Origin of the sequence: Enterococcus sp. 9E7_DIV0242 (assembly GCF_002140975.2) — a bacterium.
Classification (GTDB): domain Bacteria; phylum Bacillota; class Bacilli; order Lactobacillales; family Enterococcaceae; genus Enterococcus_L; species Enterococcus_L clewellii.
The window spans coordinates 3,288,725-3,310,818 of record NZ_CP147247.1 but is presented as its reverse complement, the minus strand read 5'-3'; the positions used below and the strand labels follow the sequence as shown (position 1 = coordinate 3,310,818).

The window sequence follows — 22,094 nt, the reverse complement described above, 5'->3', positions numbered from 1 at the left end:
TTACTTGAATTTTTTGCAGTTTTGGAAGCATTCAAAACAGCATAGCTCTAAAACGGTTGATTATTCGTTCGTGTTTTTTGTCATGTTTTGGAAGCATTCAAAACAGCATAGCTCTAAAACGTTTAACCTGTGCTACTAACTTCTTGCTACGTTTTGGAAGCATTCAAAACAGCATAGCTCTAAAACGTGGCGGAAGTTCTGGAAGACGTTATACAAGTTTTGGAAGCATTCAAAACAGCATAGCTCTAAAACATGGATAACTATAACGGCGAAGAAATCCTGGTTTTGGAAGCATTCAAAACAGCATAGCTCTAAAACTACTACATATATAAGATAAAGAGAAGGAGAGTTTTGGAAGCATTCAAAACAGCATAGCTCTAAAACTAGCAACGTACAACGTCAATAAGAAGCATAGTTTTGGAAGCATTCAAAACAGCATAGCTCTAAAACTATTGGTTAGCTCAATCCATGAGAAACGGAGTTTTGGAAGCATTCAAAACAGCATAGCTCTAAAACGATGCAATAGCTGCATTAATGAACTCATTCGTTTTGGAAGCATTCAAAACAGCATAGCTCTAAAACCTCGCAGAATTTTTTATTTCTGCCAAATCCCGTAATCGCGCCACTCATCCATAGCAAGATTTTTGCTTTGAACGCTTCTTTATTAGGTATTTCTATTTATTCAGTTATCAATGTACATACATCTATTATACCATTTCTTCCACATGTAAAAAATAGTCTTCATCTAAAATATACTGCGGTCCCACAGTTATTTTTCTAGGCTCTATAAATAGTACATCCATATTACATAGGGAAATATATTCCTTCAACTCCACTAGTTCATCAGTTGTCAAATATGCACAGCTATTTACCAGTACCAACAGATGTTTCTTTGATAAGTACTTGTACACCTGTATGATTTCAATAAGCTTTTCGAAAATTGTATCACTCTGTGTTTCGATTTTAATTCCCAAGGCTTTAAACAATTCCAGTACAGTAATTTCATCTTCTTCTAAATCAAGTTCATGTTCTAACAGCTCATAGCCAATCAATTCACTAATTGTTGCAGTCAATTTATCGATCATGGATTTTACTTCTGGTTTTTCATTTAATTGCTCTTCCAAGTCTGCATGAATCAATTTCAACACAGCAGAAGAATTGACATCGTAGCCTAGTATATCCGTAACAATCATTAGTTCAGAAGCTTTGATAGATTTTTGCTTTTCATCAAATAGCTTCAAATCGCTTTGCTCTTCATACTGATAAAACCATTTAACCAGGCGGGCAAACACCCGCACGTCTTCAATAACCAACGTAGTGGCTGATTCTATTTCTAGTGGTTCATCTAACAATTCAAAATTAAGCTTCATCATAATCTTCTCCTAAAAAAACTACCCTGGCATCCGAGTTCCCAGCACTTTGATCTCGCTCACCATTTAAATAGAGCATACGAGCAAACTGTTTTTCTGTGACCGTTAACAGTGTGATCAGGCCCTTTTTTGGATTGTTCTGCTTCAAGCGCGCAATCATTGCTTGATTCGCTGTACCGTTCAATAACAATTTACTGTACACAGAAAACTGGTGCATAATGAAGCCCTCACTTAGCAGAAACTTACGAAAACGGCGATATGATTTTCTATCATCTGCCGTTTCCGTCGGCATATCGAACATTAACATCATTCTCATATAACGATAACTCATATCCTAAACTTAGGAACTCCTTCCATCTCAGCATTCAATACTTTCACCACTTTTTTCGTGTAGTCACCAACAATATTCGTTAAAAACATTTTTTTCTTGTTGTACATATAATTATTGGTAAATAAGTCAAATAGCGCACGCTTCATCACTGGAAACGGTTTCTTCCGTTGTGCATAAATAATCTGATCTACCAATGGACGAAACGGCTCCATCAAATCACTTGCCAGATTGAAGTCATTAAATTGGTTGGCATGCTTCAAGCCAAACTGAGTCATACAACCAGACCTAACTAACTCTCTCGAAAAAATACTCAGTAAAAGTGTGTACCCATAATTCAATCCAGCATTAATATCATTATCCGCTTCACGAGTGAAGTCATTGCCAAAAAGTCGGTTGAAATAAATTCTTGCCGCATGTCCTTCTCTATTCGTTGGATCAAATAATTCTAATCCATCATGTAAAGCAAGTAACGCTTCTGATTTTTCAGTGTATCCTTGCCCCTTCAACTGCTCACTCTGATTCACTATCTTTTGAGAAATAATCTCAGTCCATACAGCAGCCTTTCTCTCTTCATTCCAAGCAAGCTGTTTTGACAATTGTAAGCTACTATCATGACGACCATAAAAGGGCAATAATTTCCCTATTGGCAGTCGCTTATCGTCACAAAAGAGAACCAGAATATTTTCATCCACCAACCGTTTGATCAACATAGTTGTAAGGGTAATATCTGTCGTCTCCAGTAAAAGAACATCAATTTCTGATAAATGAATCATCTCATGCTGATTTACCGACTTGAAAATCAAATGATTATTCTTATAAGACAGCTTTGAATGAGTATTTACAATCACCGTTCGCCATCCCATCAGTCTGCCAACTTTCTACGCGTTTCATACAAACCTGTAATCGATTGGTCAATGACAACACTATTCAATATTTCAGAAATACTTGTATAGCGTTTTCTCGGAATTGTTTTGCCAAAAAATTTGAAGTCTGCCGGTGCGCCCATTGCATTGAAGGTCATGAGATTTACAAAGGATTCTGCCAACTCTTTAACGTCAACCTGTGCATTCTTTTCATAAAGCGATGTAATCACCTGCATATTTTTCTCCGCTAATGTAAATTTCTCTGCAAACCTTGTTACATGCTCAAGAATTTCTAAAAACTGCTCACGATGCTCCTTCACATAGTCCAAACTAACGCCATCGATCTCATTACAACGTTTTGCATGGTAAAGCAACTCGACCAAATGATTAGGTAGGAACAGCTGATTGCCTTTTTGTGCTTCTTTGGCACTGGCAAGCAATCTACGCCGCCCATTTTCAAGCTCATACAGCGCATACTTTGGCAGTTTTAATTGAACTTCCGGATTCTGATACCCTTTATCCAACAAAAAGGCTATCGGATTTCTTTCAAATCTATTTTTCTCCATAATCGTGATTCCAACAATTCCCTTTGTCAGTTTTCTCTTCGTCCCTTTTTCATAAGAAATGACAATCGAATATGCAATAGTCGGACTATCGAATCCACCATACTTTGTTGTGTCCCACTTGTCTTTTCGTGCAATAAGCTTTTCTGATTTCCCCTTAGGTAAGATCGATTCATTTGAGAAACTGCCTTTTTGCCGCTCTGTCTTTTTCACAATATTCATCTGGCGATAATCCATGACTTTTTTTACCATAGACACAGATTTCTTATCCCACAAAATCACACCATTCTCATCAACGATCGGTTCATCCTGCGCAAAAAATCTCATGATATTGGTGTAAAATTGCTTTTTAGCTGTAGCCTTATTTTCTTTAAAAGCATTGAATTTTTGGTACTCACCATAGACGAATTCTGGTGCCAACTGAGGATACACTTTCAACAAAGTCGTGGCAACGAGACCATTCAGATAAGCATCGTGCGCATGATGGTAGTCATTGATTTCACGCACTTTATAGATGGTAAAATTCTTTCGGAACTGGCTCGTCAAAGCAGACTTCAAGGTAACGATTTGAACCTTTCGAATCACTTTACCAGACTCATCTTTTTCAGTGTTATAACGCTGATCTAAAATTCGCGCAACATTTTTCGTGATTTGTCGTGTCTCTACCAGTTGCCTTTGAATGAACCCAGCTTTATCTTCTTCTGTTAAGCCGCCATTCTCGGCTTTAGTCAACCACTTCAATTTACGGTCACTAATTAATTTGGATCGATGTAGCCTCTCCCAAAAACTCTTCATTTTTCTGACAACATTTATATCGGGGACGTCATTTGACTTGCCACGATTTTTGGAAGAACTAACCAGTACACGATTATCAAGAGAGTTATCGGTTGTAAAACTTTGTGGAATAATGTGGTCTATATCGTAGCTAGAAAGATTATGAATGTTCAGCTCTTCCCCTGTATACATATCCTTGCCATTTTGCAAATAGTACAAATAAAGACGATCATTCTGCAAAGCTTTATTATCAACTGGATTTTCTTTTAGTACATTTCCGCCGAACTCTTTCATTGCCTCTTCTAACGCTCTCAAGCGAGGTCTAGCATTTGCTTTTCCTCTAGCTGTCGTCTGATTTTCTCGGGCCATTTCCACTACAATATTTTTCGGTGCATACCCCATAATTTCAACAAGCTCATCCACAATTTTCAAACTCTGCAAAATCCCTTTTTTTATAGCTGGACTACCAGCTAACTCTTTCACGATATCATGTAGACTGTCTGTATTCGTAATTGCTTGCGCCTTTTCAATTTCTGCTTTAAAAGTCAAATGATTATCATTAATCAACTGCATAAAATTACGGTTACGGTTTTTGGGTGTATCATCATCATTCATTAAATAATCCAAAATTGTTTTTTGTGCCTGCTTATCTCGGATCTGATTAATCAGCTTTGCTGACAAACGCCCCCAACCAGTGTAATGGCGTCGCTCCAATTTCTTCAAGCTGTCTTTATCTAAGACATCCGCAAATTCACTTAATCGTTCTCGAATCATTCCACGATCTTCAAAAACGGTCAAAATTTTGACGATTTCTTCAAACATGGCTTCATTTTCCGGCGCATCAAGAAGCTCACGGCTCACACCTCTCTTAAGAAAATCATGGTATGTGCCATAACTAGCATTGAAAGACTTTTCAATTCCCTTAACAACAGGATTTTCAATCGTATATTCGTTCGTCAAAAATTGTTCGAATAGCTTCCGGCTAACCTTAGGATTTTTCTTAAATAGCTCAGTAACGATTTTTTCTTTTTCCTGAGCACAGAAATTTTGTGTTTGACCTCGTTCATCAATATAACTGATTTTTGTTAATTCATTATAAACAGCAAATTTTTCATAAAGCATGCTGTGTTTAGGCAAAACCTTTTCTGTTGGCAAATATACATCGTTATTCGTCATTCTTTCAATAAAATCGGTTGCTGACTGACTTAAGTCAATTACTTCCTCTAAGTTCCAAGGAGTTATCGCTTCATCAGATTTCCGTGTAGCCCAAGAAAAAGCACTATGTCTTTTCGCCAGAGGTCCAACATAATAAGGTATTTTAAACGTCACTAAGGTTTTGATTTTTGCCTCATTCTCTTTTAAGAAAGGATAATATACTGCCTGTCGATGAATAATTGCTTTTAACTCCTCCAAATGTATCTGATGAGGAATTACACCATTATCGAAGGTTCGCTGCTTCCGCAAAAAGTTTTCCTGATCGATTTTAGCAATAAAATACTCGGAACCTTCCAGCTTTTCAAGATGCTTTCTAATATATTTATAAAAATCTTCTTGCTTCAGCTTTCTGTGTGCCATATAACCAGCATAGCCATCCGCATTTTTATTGTTGAAAATGTCATAATACAACTCTGGAGCATTTTCACGAACAAAATTTTTGAGCAATTTTAAATCCTTTTTATGCTCCTCATAGCGTTCGATCATGCTAGCGGAAAGCTTGGCTCTCGTCGTACTATCTGTAACAGTAAGTATTCCAGATAATTCTACTGCATCGTATACATTTTTCGCTGCTGTAAATACATCTGCGTAATCATCACCAACTTGAGCTAACAAACCTTCCAACTGCTCATCGTACTCTTCTTTAGGGAATTGCAGCTTCATATCCTCACCCAAATCAAAAGGCTTTTTAAAATTGCCCTGATTTCCTGCAATCATTTTTAGGAACTGCATGAATGTCCCCGTCGATTTTTCTTCTGGAAATATCTTTAAAACTGTTTCAGCCTTTTTCGCTCGTGAAACCTTCTCTGTAAAAGCTGTACCAATATCTGTTGTCTCAAGAACAGGGTTGATCATCGACCCATCTGCTTGACGCGAAAATACCTGATTATATTCCTGTAAAAAGTGTTTGAATGTTTCTTCGATAGAAGAATTTTCCGTACTCAGTTTTCCCTCAATCAAAAAATGTCCTCGATATTTAATTATGTGAGCAACCGCCAAATAAACTAAGCGCAAATCTGCTTTTTCATTAGAATCGGCTAATTTCTTACGTAAATGATAGATGGTTGGAAACTCTTGATGATACGCAATCTCTTCTTCAAGAGTCGCAAAAATCGGATGCCGTTCATTTCGTTTCTCATCTGATACTAAGAAACTGTCTGTCAGACGATGAAAGAAATTTGCATCTACTCGGTTCATCTCTTTATGAAATATTTCCTGAAGATAGGTAATGCGATTTCGACGTCTAGCGATGCGTCGGCGGGTCGTCCGTTTTAGTCTTCTATCCTCAGCTGTATTCCCTGCATCAAAAAGCCGAACGCCCCAAAAATTTTTCTTGCTCTCTTTTTTATTAGTATTCCCATTGATTTTCATTCTTCGGCGAACCAAATTATAATCCTCTGTCAGTACAGCATAACCTACAGAATTTGTCCCTATGTCTAGCCCAATCGTATAATTCTTCATTTTCTCCTCCTTCTATTTGTTAGCGTTTTCTTTTATTTACAAAGCTCGTCAATAATTACAGACAAGTGGCTCCTACTTAATTTTGAAATTAACAATTGTAATTTTTTTATAATTTGATACAATTACATTGTTGGTAGCATTCAAAACAACATAGCAAGTTAAAATAAGGCTTTGTCCGTCATCAACTTTTTAAGTAGCGCTGTCTCGGCGCTTTTTTTGTTGTCCAGCTTTAACTATTCCCTATAATAAGCCATTTATTATTGTATCATAGCCTCGAACTGATGCGAACTCTTTTTTTGCCATCATGTTAACAGTATCACGCTTTTACATTCTCCTCCATGCCTCCTACTTTAGGAGACATCATCCAAAATATTAAATCAACTTTTGGCAATTCATTAGTAAAACAAAAAATCCTACAATCCTTGGATTACTATGTCCAACAATTGTAAGATGCAAAGGTATTTATAAAGATTTTTCTGTACAAGGCATATCAATAACAGTCCAATCTATCTCTCGATAATCTGACATAAATCGCTCTAAATGCAGTGCCAGTGTAGCATCCAACATTCTCATCCCTTGCTCAGTAATATACACATCAATGACCTGCTCATCTAGACTACGGCTATTGATAAGTCCTGTTGCATACAGTTTTCTTAGATACTTCATCATTTTTTCTGGAACTATACGCAGGTCTTTTTTCTTTTTATTAAAAATTTTTTCTTGATAGAAGACAATACCAAAATCTTCGTTGTTAAAAACATTGTAAATGTTATCAATCAAAAATGTAACATGATATTTATGAGCAAATTTGACTACATACAACAGATAGAAGTCATTGTATTCAAATTTATACCATTGCGCTTTTCCCATAAATTTTATTAACTCCTTTTCAAAAGAAGTATAGTCATATCGATTGAAAACAAATGTTGGATTACTGTAGTACCTGCTAAAAGCTCGATGATCACTAATTCGAAAGGTTATATATTCAAAATTAGCACGAACAAGTGTGACATAAGCTGATTTTTTATTTTTAGAAAAACTAAAAGAAAGTAATTTTTCCTCATTGTTTAGACTTTCCAAAATAATCTTCTTAAGTATCAATTCATCATTTATTTTCACAATATGCCTCACTTTTCATAAAAATAGGAATAACATTCAAAACAGCATAGCTCTAAAACGACCCGTTAATATAAAAGGGAGATGTTCGGTTTTGGAAGCATTCAAAATAGCATAGCTCTAAAACTACCTTATCTCTAGTATACTGTCTGGTTTGTTTTGGAAGCATTCAAAACAGCATAGCTCTAAAACACATGGTCTGTAAAGCACCTGTAACACTAAGTTTTGGAAGCATTCAAAACAGCATAGCTCTAAAACAATGGCTATGTCTTCATGGGTTGGTACTGAGTTTTGGAAGCATTCAAAACAGCATAGCTCTAAAACGCCACTCTTCGCCATATTCCACCGAATCAGGTTTTGGAAGCATTCAAAACAGCATAGCTCTAAAACACATCTGATCACCTCTATGCAATTTGCATTGTTTTGGAAGCATTCAAAACAGCATAGCTCTAAAACCGGACGGGTCGATGTGAAAGCAGCAGAACCGTTTTGGAAGCATTCAAAACAGCATAGCTCTAAAACATCGCAGAATTTTTTATTTCTGCCAAATCCCGTAATCGCGCCACTCGTCCATAGCAAGACTTCAGCTCTAAATACTTCTAAATTATGTCATTTTCAATGATCTCTTATTTATTGTACCATGTTCTTTTTAATAAAGAAATGCCTTCATTTCGGGAATCTTCGAGGATTACTCAGCAATTATTCAGTAGTTTCACTAATATACAAAACACGAAAAACCCTCATAAAATTATTCGAGTTTAGCCAAGTGGATTTGAACAATTGAAAATCGTTAAATTTTTTTAATGACAAAAAGTATCATGAGAAACCACGCTATCAGTGATTTTCTATGATGCTTTTTCTTTCTTATTCTCAGATATTTGATCAGGTACCTAAATATTTTTAGTAAGGTACTTGACTTTTTATCAAGGTACCTGTATATTGTCGTGAGTAAGGTACCTTATCAATAACAAAAATATACTGTAGTAATCAATTACTGCAAAAATGATGGAGGAAAAGAAATGGGAAAAATACTTAAAAAAATGTCCATCAGTAAAGCGATCATCGCCATCGTTTTTCTGTTGATCCAGGCGGGCTGTGATTTATACATTCCTACACTGACGGCTAACATGATCAATCAAGGTGTGGTTACTTCGGATATGAGTGCTATTATACGAATAGGCGGAATCATGTTGAGCTTCTCACTTGCCAGCTTCGTCGCTGCATTGCTGAATACGTATATTTCTGCCAAAGTTTCCTATCGTCTTGGTAATGATTTAAGGGAAGCCATTTATAAAAAAATCACAGCATTTTCCAATGTGGAGTTCGATCATTTCAGCGCTTCTTCGCTGATTACCAGAAATACAAATGATGTCACACAAGTTCAGTCACTTGTTGAAATGGGCCTAAAATTTTTGATATTAACACCGATTTATCTACTCGGCGGGATCTACCTATCTTTTCGGTTGAGCCCAACGTTGACTAGCGCTTATCTACTTGTTGTTCCAATACTTTTGGGGATTGCGTTCTTGATTTTTCACTTTACCAATCCGCTATTCGAGAAACTGCAAAAAAGTATCGATAGCCTAAATAGAATTTTCAAAGAGGGGCTTACAGGAATCAAGGTCATCCATGCGTTTAACAAAGAAGAAGCAGAATATCAGCGCTACGAAGAGGAAAACAATACGTACACAAAAGTCTCTATTTTCTCAAACAGTCTGCTGAATTTTCTAATGCCCTTCATGTCCTTGGCAATGAGTCTTGTGACGATTGCAATCACTTGGTTTGGTGCTGGCTTTATCAATGCCGGAACGATGGAGATCGGAACATTGATCGGTGTGATCGCCTACACCTCTCAAATTCTGATGGGTGTTGCCCTTTTGACGAATATCGTTTCTTCCATTCCCAGAGGACAGGTTTCTGCCAAACGAATCAATGAAGTTCTTGACTTACCTCTGGCAATAACAGAAGGAACAGCAGAGATACCTAGCAAACAGCATAAACCGCTGTTGTCTTTCGAGCATGTGTCCTTTAGATATGAAGGTGCTGAAAAGGATGTATTCAAGGATATTTCCTTTGAGTTGAATCAAGGGGAATCTCTGGCAATCATTGGTAGTACCGGAGCTGGGAAAACGACGCTGATCAATCTATTGTCACGCTTTTACGAAGTTACAGGAGGCAGTATCCAACTATTCGGTGAAGAGCTGAAGCACTTGAAAGATGAGTCTCTCCGCCAATCAATCAGCTTGGTTCCTCAGAAAAACACCTTGTTCTTTGGGACCATTCGTGAAAATCTGCTGATAGCAAACCCTACAGCTACAGACGAACAAATCTGGCGTGCGTTGGTATTAGCAAAAGCAGATGATTTTGTACGTGCTGCGAAAGGGTTAGAGACACCTGTCGAGAAAAATGGAGATAACTTTTCCGGTGGGCAAAAGCAGCGACTATGTCTAGCACGCGCCTTTTTAAAGGACGCAGCGATTTATGTTTTCGATGATTCATTTTCTGCGTTAGATTTCAAGACAGATGCCTTGATTCAGAAAAACTTAGCAGAAAGCTTCGAAAAAGCGGCAAAAATCATTGTGGCACAACGGATCGCCACGGTTAAAAATGCCAATCAGATTTTAGTATTGAACGAAGGTGAAATAGTAGGCTACGGCACGCATGAAGAATTAGCTACAGCAAATACTATTTATCAAGAAATCATGCAATCTCAAACAGAAGAGAAGGGAGCTGCTGCTTAATGGCAAAAGCAATGAATCAAAGAGGAATGGGTAAAGGTGGTATGCACCCTGGAGGTCTTACAGAGAAACCAAAGAAACCCTGGCGGACGATCACTCGCTTGATGCGTTATGTCAAAGAGAGCACTTGGCTCTTGATTGCTTCACTGATTCTTTCGATAGGCGGTACGATCATGCAGGTGCTGAGTCCTCAGCTTTTGGGACAAGCGACCACATTGATCTTTCAAAATGCCAGCGCAGGAGATCAAATTCAATTTACTCGTTTAGCTCAAATCCTGTTATTCGTAGGTCTGCTGTACTTGGGAAAATTCATCACGGATGCCCTTCAATCAACAGCAATGACCGTCGCTTCTCAAAAGACGACCCAGCGATTGCGAAATGACTTGAAAAAGAAAATCAATCAATTATCCAGCACCTATTTTGATAAGCATTCTAATGGGAATTTGATGTCGATCGCAATCAATGATGTCGATAATATCGCGACAATGTTACAACAAAGCTTGATTCAGCTGATTTCAAGTGTCATCTTGCTGATTGGAACGATTTGGATGATGGTAACGATCAGCTGGCAGCTGACAGCATTGGCCTGCCTGATTTTGCCGGCAAGTTTCCTTGTGACGAAGCTATTGACGCCCAGAACGCAGCAAAATTTTCGAGCCTATTTAAAAACACAAGGCTCTTTGAATGGACAAATCGAAGAAGCCTTCAATGGACATGAAATAATCAAGAGCTTCAACAATCAAAAAGAATCCATCACTACGTTTCAAAAGCTAAATGAAGAGATGTATGAAACAGGCTGGAAATCGAAATTCTTCGGCGGTTCTATGATGCCGGCAATGATTTTCTTAAAAAATGTTCTGTATGTGGTCATTGCTTCTGTAGGTGCTGGACAAGTAGCCGCCGGTCGTCTCTTGATTGGGAATTTACAGGCATTTCTACAGTATTCTTCTCAATTTTCTCAACCGATCAGCCAGTTCTCTATGATCTGGAATGGTATTCTTTCCACTATCGCCTCAGCTGAGCGTGTCTTTGAGGTAATGGATGCCGAAGAACGCACGATTTACGACCAACAGGAATTTCCTGACCATGTGTCAGATCATGCAAAAGTACGTTTTGATCATGTTCAGTTCGGCTATACACCAGAAAAATTAGTGATGAAGGACTTTTCTTTAGCTGTTGATAAGGGAGACATGACGGCTATCGTCGGACATACAGGTGCTGGTAAAACAACACTCGTTCATCTACTACAGCGCTTCTATGAAATATCCGGAGGAAGTATCCAAATCGACGGCAGAGACATTCGCAATCTTAGTCACGAAGAACTTCATAAAAAAATTGGGATGGTCCTTCAAGAAACTTGGTTATTTTCCGGAACGATCTATGATAATATCCGCTACGGCAATCCGGAAGCGACAGATGAGCAAATCCTCACTGCAGCCAAAGCCGCCTTTGTGGACGATTTTGTCCGTAAATTACCAGATGGCTACCAAACTATTTTGAATGAAGAAATCAGTAATATTTCTCAAGGTCAAAAGCAGCTGATCACTATCGCTCGAGCGTTTCTCTCTGATCCGGAAATCTTGATTTTAGATGAAGCGACATCCAATGTCGACACACGTACCGAGCTCTTGATCCAGCGTGCCATGCGCAAACTACTGCAAGGCAGAACAAGCTTTGTCATCGCCCACCGACTGTCCACGATTTATGATGCAGATAAAATCATTGTAATGGCTGATGGTGATGTGGTAGAAACAGGGACTCACCAAGAATTATTGGCACTTGCTGGTGTTTATGAAGATATCTATAACAGCCAATACCAAGGAGCCGCGTAAATCACTAACAATTTCTATTAAATTAAATAGTAAGGTACTTGACTTATTAGTCAGGTGCCTGTATAATAAAATTCGTAAGGTACCTGAAAGGTATCTGAACATATAAACTAGGAGGAATCAACTATGACAGATTATGAATATAGCTTTTTAGAAAAATACCTATACTTAGAAGGGTTACTGCATCGTTATTTTGCTTGGAAAAGAAGAGAACAAGGCCCACATGCCAACCCACATAAAGGGCAAGGTCGTATCCTAAGTATTTTGAAGCTGCAACCGGAAATCACCCAAAAGGAAATGACTTATCTATTGGATATGCGTCCACAATCACTGGGTGAATTACTGAATAAGCTGGAAAAATCTGGCTTTATCACTCGGGAGGCTTCGGAAGAAGACCGACGCGTCATGGTCGTCAAACTGACAGACGAAGGAGCAAAAGAGGTTGAAAAAATGAGTGAGACAGAAGAAGAAACAATATTTGATATATTGACTGACGAAGAGCAGGAACAATTCAGCACGATCATTGACAAATTGACCAAAGCAGTCGAAGCAGAAATGCCTGAAGATATTGGTCGCTCCGGACGTCCGGATGGTCGCGGATTTGGTTTTGGCGGACCTCGTGGTGGTGCTCCTGAAGGATTTGGACTTAATGGGATGGCCGATTTTGAACGTAGGGGTGGCAAAGGTTTCCCTGGTTTCGGACCTGATCAAAGACCGTTCCATCCGCATCAAGGACACCATCATCCATTTGAAGATTTTTCAGATACTTCTGCTGAAAACGAAAAATAAGCACGTACATCTATTTTTTAAAGAAAGGAATGAAGACGATGTTGAGCATTATCATTTGGGCACTGTTTGGCGAACGCATTAATAACTACATCGACTCTTTATAGTCTGTAACGAAGAGCGTTCAAAAAACAGCTGCGAAAGCAACTATTACACAAAACGAGGCTGGGCCAAAAGCGGTCTGCTTCAAGAAATAAGCCGGAGTATACGAAAATGGCCACTCACATTTTCAGTATACTTCGGCTTATTTCCGAAGAAGCAGCTTTTGGACCGCCATTTATTCTTATTTTAGGTATAGAGAGATTGGCAAATTTCTTTTTGTCCCATTCCCTATTTTCCTGTTTCCAGAAATTGTCTCACTTGATAAACGGCACCGATCATCCCCGCATCATTTTTCAATTTAGCCGGTTGGATTTTGCCAATGGTTTTATCTTTTAAGAAACGGATACTCTCATGACGTTCTTCCAGCACATCGATTTTTTTCGTCAGTTGCTGGATAAACTCTTCATTTGCACTGATCCCACCACCGATAAGGATGACTTCCGGATCGAAAGAACCAATCAAATTGAGCATCCCCACAGCCAAATCCTGATAAAAGCGATCCAAGACCTTCTGTGCGATCCGCTCGCCATTCTTTGCTCGTTCCATGATGACTTTTGCATCTTTTACCGCTACCGCGTCTGACTGTTCTTTACGTAATGCTCGATTATACTGAGGGTATAACCCACCTACAACCGCCCCTCGCCAGTTCAGAGAGACAGCTTCGATATTCCCAGAGGATGGTAAATCATCGATCATCATATAGCCAAATTCCCCTGCCATACCATGGGCGCCTCGGTAGACTTGACCATTGATGACGATTCCGCCTCCAACACCCGTTCCAAGAACAATACATAGATAGTTGTCCAGTTTTTGCGCGTTACCGATCCATTTTTCTGCGATCGCTGCAGCATTGGCATCATTTTCAACCGCCGTAGGTAGGCAAGTTCGCTCCTCCATCTCCTCTTTCAAATTGGTTTCGTATAAGGACTGAATGGCTCCGGCGGTTGTCATAAATCCATTTTTCTGAATAACACCAGGTGCACTGATCCCAATGCCCTCAATAGCATATCTCTTTTTATAGTCGTCAACAACTTTCACTAAGTCATCGAGTATGTTTTCTTTTTTCGTTTTTGTCTCGATCATCGCTTTTTCAATAATTTGTCCATGTTCATCTAAAACACCATATTTAACATTGGTTCCACCAATATCAAAACCTACATACATACCATCAGCCACTTTCACTTTTATTCGATTGTATCATACGTTTTGAAAACTTTCGAAAAAATTAGGGAGCTTCCATAGATTACTGCACCGCCTCCAAGAAACAGCCAGAGAATAAATAACTGAGGCAGATAGAAAGGAAAGACGAGCCCTCCTCCAACACATACCAGGAAAATGATGATACTGTACGGAATGTGTCGAATCGATAACAGCAGTGCATTAAGCACTGTTAGCGATAGACGATTCTCAAACCGAGCAAGTAGCGGAAAGATATACAACAGGACCAGTGAGCTGATCGTCAGAAGCAGCATCCCCGCATAAAAACTGATTTGGCTGCTGAAAAGCAAGGCTCGAATGACTGGATAACCCATCCATGAAAGAAGGATCAATCCCATTAGACTTCCCCAAACCATCGTACTTTTCTTCCACTCTTCTTTCAATTTACAAATAAAGGTCTTGAGAATGCTTCCTTCATTGTGTTGCTGCATCCTAAATGCTGTCCCATAGGCAGCGGTAACTCCTGCTCCGATCGTGATGATCGGCAAGCAGCTAATTACCAGCAATAGGTTCAGCAGTAGTATCTGATACAGACGCGTCATCAAGCGATACACGACACCATCTGTATGAAAGATTTGAGGCATTCTGATCCATCCTTTCTATCTAAATCGTTAATTGGATATCTTGAAGCACTTATTCTCTTTTACAGTTAATCCATTCCTAATTTGTCTTTGTTTTCTTGTATTTTTTCATCTCTTACCTTGTTGATATCCTCAACATTGTTTTGTTTCTGGAAGTCTTTGTACTCTTTAAGCAACGTATCCACTTCTGCTTCCGTTTTCGCACGAAGCATGCCAACCAACGTGGTGCTCCAATTTGTTTGGATGGCACTTAATGCACGAGCTTCTTGCGTGCCTGCATCCGGACCGATATTTTCAGTCGCAAATTGTGGCTGCAGCTTGCCATCGCCCCATTCCTGCAATTGTCTAACAGCTTCTACGTAAGAATCATCACTCAACGCTTTGAAGCGGTCATGACCAAACTGAATAAACTCACCGACGCGGTATTCTTTTTGCCATTTTTCCGGATCATTTTTTTGAATCTCACGTGCTTCTTCTGTATAGGCAACTTTTCCATCAGCTAGTGTTTCATACGTCTCTCCTTCGACCCCGTAGTTCGTCAACATTTGCCCATGATCACTCAACAGATACGTAAAGACCTGTATTGCCTTTGCCGGATCTTTTGCCTGTTTGGTAATGTAGTTGACCATCCACCCTGAGATACCTGCTTGTGACAAGGTTGCTTCATTTCCTTTTGTACTCTGAATACCATCTACTGCAATATATTGTGCATCTGGTTCTTTTGCGGCAAACTCCTGTAGCATGATCCCCTGATTCACAAAGCTGCCGATCATTATCGTTGCATATTTACCTGTTTTTAATTTTTCTTTAAAGCGGTCACCGTCGTCTGTAAAGCTATCATCGCTGACATTGCCATCTTCATGTGCCTGTCTAAAAGCTTTGATCCATGCGATATAATCTTCATCCAGATTTCGATCATAATAGTTGCCGTCTTTGTCTGTGTACGGCACACCTAACATATCCTGAACGACCTGATCCATCGAGCCATTAGAAGAACCATCCTTCGCGAAATCATTAAAACCAAATGGAATAAGCTCCGGATATTTCTCCTTGATACTGTTCATAGCTTTGACAAAGTTCTCTGGTGTCGTCATATCCGGTTTGCCGATTCCTTCGTATACATCTTTACGGATAATGAAAGCATCCCGTGCAAAGACTTCGCCACTTTCAAAGTCTTCTTTGGTATTGGAATAATCCGGATAGCCATACGTCTTTCCGTCATTCAGTTTATACCAGTTCAATGTATCTTCCCGAGCAACCTCATAGAAATAAGGGTCGTAAGTATCTGCTAAGTCCTGCAATGGCAAGGCCCAGCTTTCCGCTTTACGAGCAACCGATGAATTTGAGTCAAACACAGTGATGATATCCGGCATATCGCCCCCTGCAAAATACGTATTCAGCTTTGTATCATCACCGGTAATAAATTCGATATCAATAGCCAAATCCTCTTTTATTTTTTTCGTCACTACATCTTTTCCAAACTCTGTATTCCACCAATCTGCATTGACATACCAGACAAGCTTATTGTCTTTCTGTGTATCCAACTCCCAAGCCGGTTTCGTTTTATCAAGTTCATATCGATCTTCGATCGACGGTAAATCTGTTGTTTTTCCTTCTGATTTTCCTGCGTTATTTTCTGATCCCCCACAAGCAGCCAACGAAAGCAACGCTGCCCCTGCTACTACCGAAATACCTAGCTTTTTCTCAAAAGATTTCTTCAACATGTTGTACACTCCTTCTCTTTTCTGCTAACCATTTATTTTTATTTTCGGCAACAAGTATGGCTACCGATTTTCAATGATTCCCTCTCTGATGAACAGCTGCTATTTGTGCGCTCAAGCTACTCCTTGACTGCGCCTAGCATCATGCCTGAAATGAAATGCCGCTGCAGCAACGGATAGATCATTATGATCGGAACTGTGGTGATCACGATCGTCGCCAATTGAACACCTTTGGAAGTTGTATTGATCGTCAATGCGGCGTTCAACCCTTGACTTGATGCGGCTTGTGACTGTGTGATGATCTCATAGAGCTTCATCTGTAATGGATGCAATGCTTTATCTGTTACATACAGCTTCGCTGTCATGAAATCATTCCATTGCCAGACCCCATGAAACAACGCAATGGTTGCGAGCGCCGGTTTGGACAATGGTGCGTAGATACTCGTAAAGACCTTCCAATCGCTGGCACCATCGATCTTTGCGGATTTCTCTAAGGAAACAGGCACATCCCTAAAGAAGTTCATCAAAATGATGACATCATAATAGCTCAACAATGCTGGGATGATGTAAACCCAAAAGGTATTCAATAAACCTAGAGATTTGATTAGTAAATACGTCGGAATCATACCACCTGTGAAAAACATTGTGATGATCCCCATGGTGGAATACAAAGCTCTTCCTTTTAAATCCCGTTTACTTAGGGCATAGGCCATGATGGCGCAAAATAGTGTATGTGCCGCTACCCCAATCACTGTTTTCCCTATTGACACAAGCAATGAACGCCAGATACTCGGGTCTTTCAACACCCGGTTGTAGTTTTCAAAAGAGATTTCCGACGGCCAGAAAATGAAATTCCCTTCAGCTAAAGCAGTACTTGAAGCAAAAGATGAAGCGATAATGTTCCATATTGGAACAACGATAACGACCGTAAAAATCAGCAGTAAAATGACATTGATTAGACTAAATATTTTGCTGTCTTTGTCCTGTACGACATTGCTTCTTTTTTTAGAAAAAGACATGGTTTTTTTCTTTCCCAGTTCCATACGTTCCCTCCTATAAGACCGATTGATTATCGTTCAATTTCTTTGTCGCAATGTTTGTGATCGCCAATAGAATTACCGAGATAACAGCTACACCTAAGCCTACAGCTGTTGCGTAAGAAAAATCTCCCTGCATCAACCCGATACGATAAACATAGGAATTGATGACTTCCGCTTTTGGTTGATTCTGTGAGTTCATCAACACTAAGGTCTGATCAAGATTCGAATTGAATAAACCGCTTACAGTCAAAATCAGATTCAAAGAGATGATGTTTCGCATCATTGGAATCGTGATACTCCAGGTTTGTCTCAAGCGACTGGCACCATCCATTTTTGCTGCTTCATAATAGGTTGGATCGATTTTCGACATCGTCGCCAGATAAAGGATCGTTCCCCACCCAGCCTCTTTCCACACATCAGATAGTGCAGCGATCCACCAGTATTTCCCGACATCCAGCATATGATTCTGATCGGCTGCTATTCCTATCATGTTCAATAACTGATTGATCATCCCAGTTGAAGAGAACCAGGTAATCAGCATTCCTCCTAAAATAATCCATGAAAGAAAGTGCGGCAAGTAAGAAATTGTTTGAACCACACGTTTGAATACACTGTCTCTTAACTCAAAAATCATGATAGAAATGATGATCGGCAATACAAACCCGAACGCCAGCTTCAAAAAACTGATCCCTAATGTATTGACGACTGATTGCCAGAAATAACGATCCTTCATAATGATCTCAAAGTTATCCCAGCCAACCCACTGAGCTCCACCAATCGTATCGATTACTGTGTAATTCTTAAAAGCGATCGTCAAGCCATAGATTGGAATAAAACTAAAAATGATCATATAAACAATTCCCGGTATCGCCATCATCTGCAGTTGCCATTGTTTGGCAAAGGCTCTCCAAAAGCTCACGAATCGTTCCGATAAAGAACTCTTTTTCACCACTTTTGCTTCCACTAAAAATCCCCCTTCTCAAAATAAAAACGTTTTTATTTTATAACAAATGATTTGTCGGTAAACTAGACCACGCCTGAAACCTCTAGTAATAACCATTTTCAGACGCGTCCTACTCGTTTCGTTGATTTACGGATAAGTAACTCGCCTTTTAGTTTGAACGATTGCCCGACAGTTCTTTTATTGATCAAAGCCAATAAATGCTCCACCGCCAATGTCCCCTGTTTAGCAATCGGATTATGAACCGTTGTCAGTCCCGGTGTGAAATACTCCAGCAAGTCGATGTCATCGAACCCCATCACACTGAAATCATCCGGTACGGCATATCCTGAATCACTCAGGGCTTTGACAGTCCCAATCGCACTTAGATCATTTCCTGCCAGAATAGCCGTTGGCAGCTCCCCGTGGTAGTTCCGGACAAAGGAACGAACACTTGAATACGCCGCATTCTCTTCAAAAAAACCTTGAAGGATCAGCGTATCATCCACTACAATATCTGACTCAGCCAAACCAGCTTTATAACCAGCCAAACGTTCATCACTGTCGTAGCTATTATCAAAGCCGGCGATAAAACCGATTCGCCGATGCCCCAGCTCGACCAAATATTTTGTAGCTTCTTTTGCCTTATCAAAAGAATCGAATACCACACTGCCGATTGTCTCATCCGAAATATCACGATCAATAAATACGGCTTTGATCTTTTCTCGTTTGATTGCTAACAAATCTTCCTCGGTGATCAGGTCTTCAAAACCAATGATTCCATCGACTACACTTCCCATTATCGAATTCAGTACGACTTTTTTATCCGTTGAGATGAACACATTCACCCCATAGCCGTTTCTTTCCGCCTCGCGGGCAATCGCTTCAACGACTGTACTAAAATACGGTCCTGTAATACTGTTTGTATAGAAGCCCAACATTTTTGTCTGTCGAGCTTTCAATTGTTTTCCCATTAAATTCGGTACATAATGTAGTCGATCGGCAATCTCCAAAATCCGTTCCTTAGTCTCAGGCTTTACAACATCTACATCGTTCAGCGCTTTGGAGACTGTGGCGATGGAAACGCCTGCTTCTTTGGCTACATCCCTTATTGTCAGTCTATTCATAACTATCTCCTATAATGTATAAATCCTATAAAAGAATTTGCTTTATAATTCCATTCCTTTGTTGCACCTAGAGCAAAGGTCGCTTCTTGCGCATTGTATCTTTCACAGGATTTATATAGATATATTTTTCCACCGCACACGCTCCGTCACATGGGATTACTCAGAAAATTACTCCTCATCAGAAACGTAATCGAATTGTCCGTCTATCGTTTGTTGACTATCAAGACCAATGTGAAACCTGAACTGTCCGTAATCCGGATAGCAAGCCAGCTCTTTATGAACATATGCCAGATCATCTACACTCAACGTAAACGTACATTTCTCTGTCGTTTCTGCCTCTATCGTAACTTTTTCCCACTGCTTCAATTCTTTTATCGGACGAACAACCTTTGTCACCACATCTTCTACGTATAACTGAACCGTCGCAACGCCTGCTCTCTTCGACGTATTTCTAATGACCACCTGAATCGTCAACGGTTGATTCTCTGTAAGAATTTTTGCCGATTGCTCGAACCCGTCAATTGAAAAGTCACTGTAGCTTAAGCCATAGCCAAATGGATAGAGCGGGTCATTTCCTATATCCATATACTTAGACACATATTTTTCGTTTTGATTTTTTTCTGTTAATGGTCTGCCTGTGGAATATGCCTGATACGAAAGCGGCAATTGGCCCACTGCTCTCGGAAAGCTCATTGGTAGTTTGCCTTCTGGATTGTGCTCTCCCATCAAGGTTTCAGCAATCGCTGTTCCTCCCTCACTCCCTGGGAACCATACTTCCAATATCCCTTTGGTATAAGGCTCGATTGCGGTTAAGTCTAACGGACGCCCATTAAACAGTACAACCACGACATTTTCATTGACCGCTGAAATTTCTTTGACTAGTTCTATTTGTGCCTCCGATAATTGAATCTCTGCTTTACTGGCTGCTTCCCCTGTCTCCTCCGAAGCTTCACCTAGAGCTAAAAGGATGACATCGTTCTTATGGGCGAGATCTTTCATTTTTTGATAAGCTTCCGCAATATCCACTGTCCTGCCGTCATTATCCCAAACAGTCAGATGAGGAAGTCCGCTGGATAACCCTTCAGCTAGACTCACAGCATGTTCCGTTTTTCCAATCCACGACCAGGCACCTAAGATATCCTTTGATGCCGCTTTAGGACCTAGTAGAGCGATCTGCTGTGTTTTCTGTAATGGCAAGATATCGTCCTCATTTTTCAACAAGACAAAGCTTTTCAATGCCGCGTCTTTCGTTGCGTTACGAAGCATTTGCTCTATTGAATCCGGAGTTTTTGGTATCCCTCTGAATGGATTTTCAAACAGCCCCAGTTCATTTTTCAATGTCAGGACACGTAAGACTGCTCCATCTAGCTCCTGTCTGTCCAGCTCGGAAAACTCGCTTAGATGATTGATGTAGCAATCACTCATCATATCGATATCCGTTCCTGCTTGAAAGGCTTCTGATGCCGCCTGATATTTATCTGCAGCTACACGGTGTGCCAACAGTTCCTCTAAGGCATTCCAATCAGAGATGACAACTCCCTCAAAGCCCATTTCTTGTCGCAAAGTTTCTTTGATCAATGATTGATTGACGGACATTAGTTGCCCATTTATTGGGTTAAATGAGGTCATCACGAGCTTAACCCCTTCATCGATTGCTGCCTGAAATGCTGGTAAATAATTTTGATAAAGCTCGATTGCTGACAAATCCACGTGGTTATAATCTCGACCACTTTGAACTGCACCATAGCCAACGAAATGTTTGACACAAGCTGCCAGTCGCTCTGTCTCTTTCTCTAAATCGGTTCCTTGATACCCTCTGACATATCCCCTCGTCAGCTCCGCAGATAATGTCGGATCTTCCCCGTTGCTCTCAAGTACTCTGCCCCAACGCGCATCCATCACATGATCGGCCATTGGTGAAAAAGTGACATGAACTCCGGCTCGTGTTGCTTCTAAGGCGGACAACCGGGCAACTTCTTCTGTAAGCTCGGAAGAAAAGCTGCTAGCCAATGCTAAGGGAATCGGGAAAATCGTTTCGTACCCATGGATCACATCTGCCATAAACAGTAACGGGATATTTAAACGGCTATTCTCTAGATACATTTTCTGAATCGTATAAACCTGTTCGGCTGTATGCGTACCTAAAACCGAACCAATTTGAAACAATTTATCTTGCGGCAGCTGCCATTCAGCCGCCGGGCCGGTGATTTCCCCGCTTTGATCAAAAAAATCAGGCGTCACTTGGACCAGCTGACCGATTTTTTCTGCTAGTGTCATGTCCTCTACGAGCTTTTTCAGTTCCTGTTCTTTCATATCATC

15 protein-coding genes and 2 CRISPR repeat arrays (1 of these 17 cut by a window edge) are annotated in these 22,094 nt (G+C 39.9%); of the genes, 3 read left to right on the top strand and 12 right to left on the bottom strand.

Going from position 1 to position 22,094, the window contains the following annotated elements; genetic code table 11:
• A CRISPR array of direct repeats spans positions 1 to 582; the repeat unit is 36 nt; unit sequence GTTTTGGAAGCATTCAAAACAGCATAGCTCTAAAAC; it reaches 1,170 nt to the left of the window's first position.
• 125 nt (positions 583 to 707) lie between these two features.
• The 5 genes from csn2 to A5888_RS15665 form a co-directional block, all read right to left on the bottom strand.
• Positions 708 to 1,373, bottom strand: a complete 666-nt coding sequence (gene csn2 / locus A5888_RS15685) for a type II-A CRISPR-associated protein Csn2 (protein WP_170924901.1) — start codon at positions 1,371 to 1,373, stop codon at positions 708 to 710.
• Positions 1,360 to 1,701: a CRISPR-associated endonuclease Cas2 gene (gene cas2, locus A5888_RS15680; RefSeq protein WP_086350880.1), complete on the bottom strand. Its 342-nt coding sequence runs from the start codon at positions 1,699 to 1,701 to the stop codon at positions 1,360 to 1,362. Before cas2 ends, csn2 begins: the two co-directional genes overlap by 14 nt.
• The gene (cas1, locus tag A5888_RS15675; RefSeq protein WP_086350881.1) at positions 1,698 to 2,564 is read right to left on the bottom strand and encodes a type II CRISPR-associated endonuclease Cas1; all 867 of its coding nucleotides are present in this window, start codon (positions 2,562 to 2,564) and stop codon (positions 1,698 to 1,700) included. Before cas1 ends, cas2 begins: the two co-directional genes overlap by 4 nt.
• Complete coding sequence (gene cas9, locus A5888_RS15670; RefSeq protein WP_086350882.1) at positions 2,564 to 6,577, bottom strand: type II CRISPR RNA-guided endonuclease Cas9; 4,014 nt, start codon at positions 6,575 to 6,577, stop codon at positions 2,564 to 2,566. Before cas9 ends, cas1 begins: the two co-directional genes overlap by 1 nt.
• A gap of 462 nt (positions 6,578 to 7,039) precedes the next feature.
• Complete coding sequence (locus A5888_RS15665) at positions 7,040 to 7,696, bottom strand: hypothetical protein (protein WP_339101687.1); 657 nt, start codon at positions 7,694 to 7,696, stop codon at positions 7,040 to 7,042.
• Between the two features lie 88 nt (positions 7,697 to 7,784).
• Positions 7,785 to 8,215: a CRISPR direct-repeat array (repeat unit 36 nt; unit sequence GTTTTGGAAGCATTCAAAACAGCATAGCTCTAAAAC).
• Positions 8,216 to 8,712: 497 nt separating this feature from the next.
• On the opposite strand from A5888_RS15665, the gene A5888_RS15660 reads away from it, so the two are divergent.
• The 3 genes from A5888_RS15660 to A5888_RS15650 all read left to right on the top strand — a co-directional run bounded on the left by A5888_RS15660 (position 8,713) and on the right by A5888_RS15650 (position 13,049).
• A complete protein-coding gene (locus A5888_RS15660) occupies positions 8,713 to 10,434 on the top strand; it encodes an ABC transporter ATP-binding protein (RefSeq protein WP_086350883.1) in 1,722 nt (573 codons plus the stop codon).
• On the top strand, positions 10,434 to 12,263 hold the full coding sequence (locus A5888_RS15655) for an ABC transporter ATP-binding protein (RefSeq protein ID WP_086350884.1): 1,830 nt from the start codon (positions 10,434 to 10,436) through the stop codon (positions 12,261 to 12,263). The genes A5888_RS15660 and A5888_RS15655 overlap by 1 nt, the downstream gene beginning before the upstream one ends.
• A 123-nt stretch (positions 12,264 to 12,386) precedes the next feature.
• Positions 12,387 to 13,049, top strand: a complete 663-nt coding sequence (locus tag A5888_RS15650; RefSeq protein WP_086350885.1) for a MarR family winged helix-turn-helix transcriptional regulator — start codon at positions 12,387 to 12,389, stop codon at positions 13,047 to 13,049.
• Between the two features lie 327 nt (positions 13,050 to 13,376).
• Here the strand turns inward: A5888_RS15650 and A5888_RS15645 are convergent, their stop codons facing one another.
• The 7 genes from A5888_RS15645 to A5888_RS15615 form a co-directional block, all read right to left on the bottom strand.
• Positions 13,377 to 14,312, bottom strand: coding sequence for an ROK family protein (locus tag A5888_RS15645; protein ID WP_086350886.1), 936 nt, complete (start codon positions 14,310 to 14,312; stop codon positions 13,377 to 13,379).
• A 20-nt stretch (positions 14,313 to 14,332) separates the two neighbouring features.
• A complete protein-coding gene (locus tag A5888_RS15640; RefSeq protein WP_086350887.1) occupies positions 14,333 to 14,950 on the bottom strand; it encodes a DUF624 domain-containing protein in 618 nt (205 codons plus the stop codon).
• A 65-nt stretch (positions 14,951 to 15,015) separates the two neighbouring features.
• Positions 15,016 to 16,671 (bottom strand): sugar ABC transporter substrate-binding protein, encoded by a 1,656-nt coding sequence (locus A5888_RS15635; protein ID WP_086350888.1) that lies wholly within the window; start codon positions 16,669 to 16,671, stop codon positions 15,016 to 15,018.
• A 116-nt stretch (positions 16,672 to 16,787) separates the two neighbouring features.
• Positions 16,788 to 17,687, bottom strand: coding sequence for a carbohydrate ABC transporter permease (locus A5888_RS15630; protein WP_212647230.1), 900 nt, complete (start codon positions 17,685 to 17,687; stop codon positions 16,788 to 16,790).
• 34 nt (positions 17,688 to 17,721) lie between these two features.
• Positions 17,722 to 18,585: an ABC transporter permease gene (locus A5888_RS15625; RefSeq protein WP_170924906.1), complete on the bottom strand. Its 864-nt coding sequence runs from the start codon at positions 18,583 to 18,585 to the stop codon at positions 17,722 to 17,724.
• A gap of 185 nt (positions 18,586 to 18,770) precedes the next feature.
• Complete coding sequence (locus tag A5888_RS15620; RefSeq protein ID WP_086350891.1) at positions 18,771 to 19,775, bottom strand: LacI family DNA-binding transcriptional regulator; 1,005 nt, start codon at positions 19,773 to 19,775, stop codon at positions 18,771 to 18,773.
• A gap of 168 nt (positions 19,776 to 19,943) precedes the next feature.
• On the bottom strand, positions 19,944 to 22,088 hold the full coding sequence (locus A5888_RS15615) for a glycoside hydrolase family 3 N-terminal domain-containing protein (protein ID WP_086350892.1): 2,145 nt from the start codon (positions 22,086 to 22,088) through the stop codon (positions 19,944 to 19,946).
• Between the last annotated feature and the right edge of the window lie 6 nt (positions 22,089 to 22,094).

Coding starts and splice junctions, on each gene's coding strand:
- A5888_RS15625 (WP_170924906.1), bottom strand. CDS start 18,585: ATGATGGCGATACCGGGAATTGTTTATATGATCATTTTTAGTTTTATT.
- A5888_RS15635 (WP_086350888.1), bottom strand. CDS start 16,671: ATGTTGAAGAAATCTTTTGAGAAAAAGCTAGGTATTTCGGTAGTAGCA.
- A5888_RS15660 (WP_086350883.1), top strand. CDS start 8,713: ATGGGAAAAATACTTAAAAAAATGTCCATCAGTAAAGCGATCATCGCC.
- A5888_RS15650 (WP_086350885.1), top strand. CDS start 12,387: ATGACAGATTATGAATATAGCTTTTTAGAAAAATACCTATACTTAGAA.
- A5888_RS15645 (WP_086350886.1), bottom strand. CDS start 14,312: ATGTATGTAGGTTTTGATATTGGTGGAACCAATGTTAAATATGGTGTT.
- cas9 (WP_086350882.1), bottom strand. CDS start 6,577: ATGAAGAATTATACGATTGGGCTAGACATAGGGACAAATTCTGTAGGT.
- A5888_RS15620 (WP_086350891.1), bottom strand. CDS start 19,775: ATGAATAGACTGACAATAAGGGATGTAGCCAAAGAAGCAGGCGTTTCC.
- A5888_RS15655 (WP_086350884.1), top strand. CDS start 10,434: ATGGCAAAAGCAATGAATCAAAGAGGAATGGGTAAAGGTGGTATGCAC.
- A5888_RS15615 (WP_086350892.1), bottom strand. CDS start 22,088: ATGAAAGAACAGGAACTGAAAAAGCTCGTAGAGGACATGACACTAGCA.
- A5888_RS15640 (WP_086350887.1), bottom strand. CDS start 14,950: ATGCCTCAAATCTTTCATACAGATGGTGTCGTGTATCGCTTGATGACG.
- A5888_RS15630 (WP_212647230.1), bottom strand. CDS start 17,687: ATGTCTTTTTCTAAAAAAAGAAGCAATGTCGTACAGGACAAAGACAGC.
- cas1 (WP_086350881.1), bottom strand. CDS start 2,564: ATGGGATGGCGAACGGTGATTGTAAATACTCATTCAAAGCTGTCTTAT.
- csn2 (WP_170924901.1), bottom strand. CDS start 1,373: ATGATGAAGCTTAATTTTGAATTGTTAGATGAACCACTAGAAATAGAA.
- cas2 (WP_086350880.1), bottom strand. CDS start 1,701: ATGAGTTATCGTTATATGAGAATGATGTTAATGTTCGATATGCCGACG.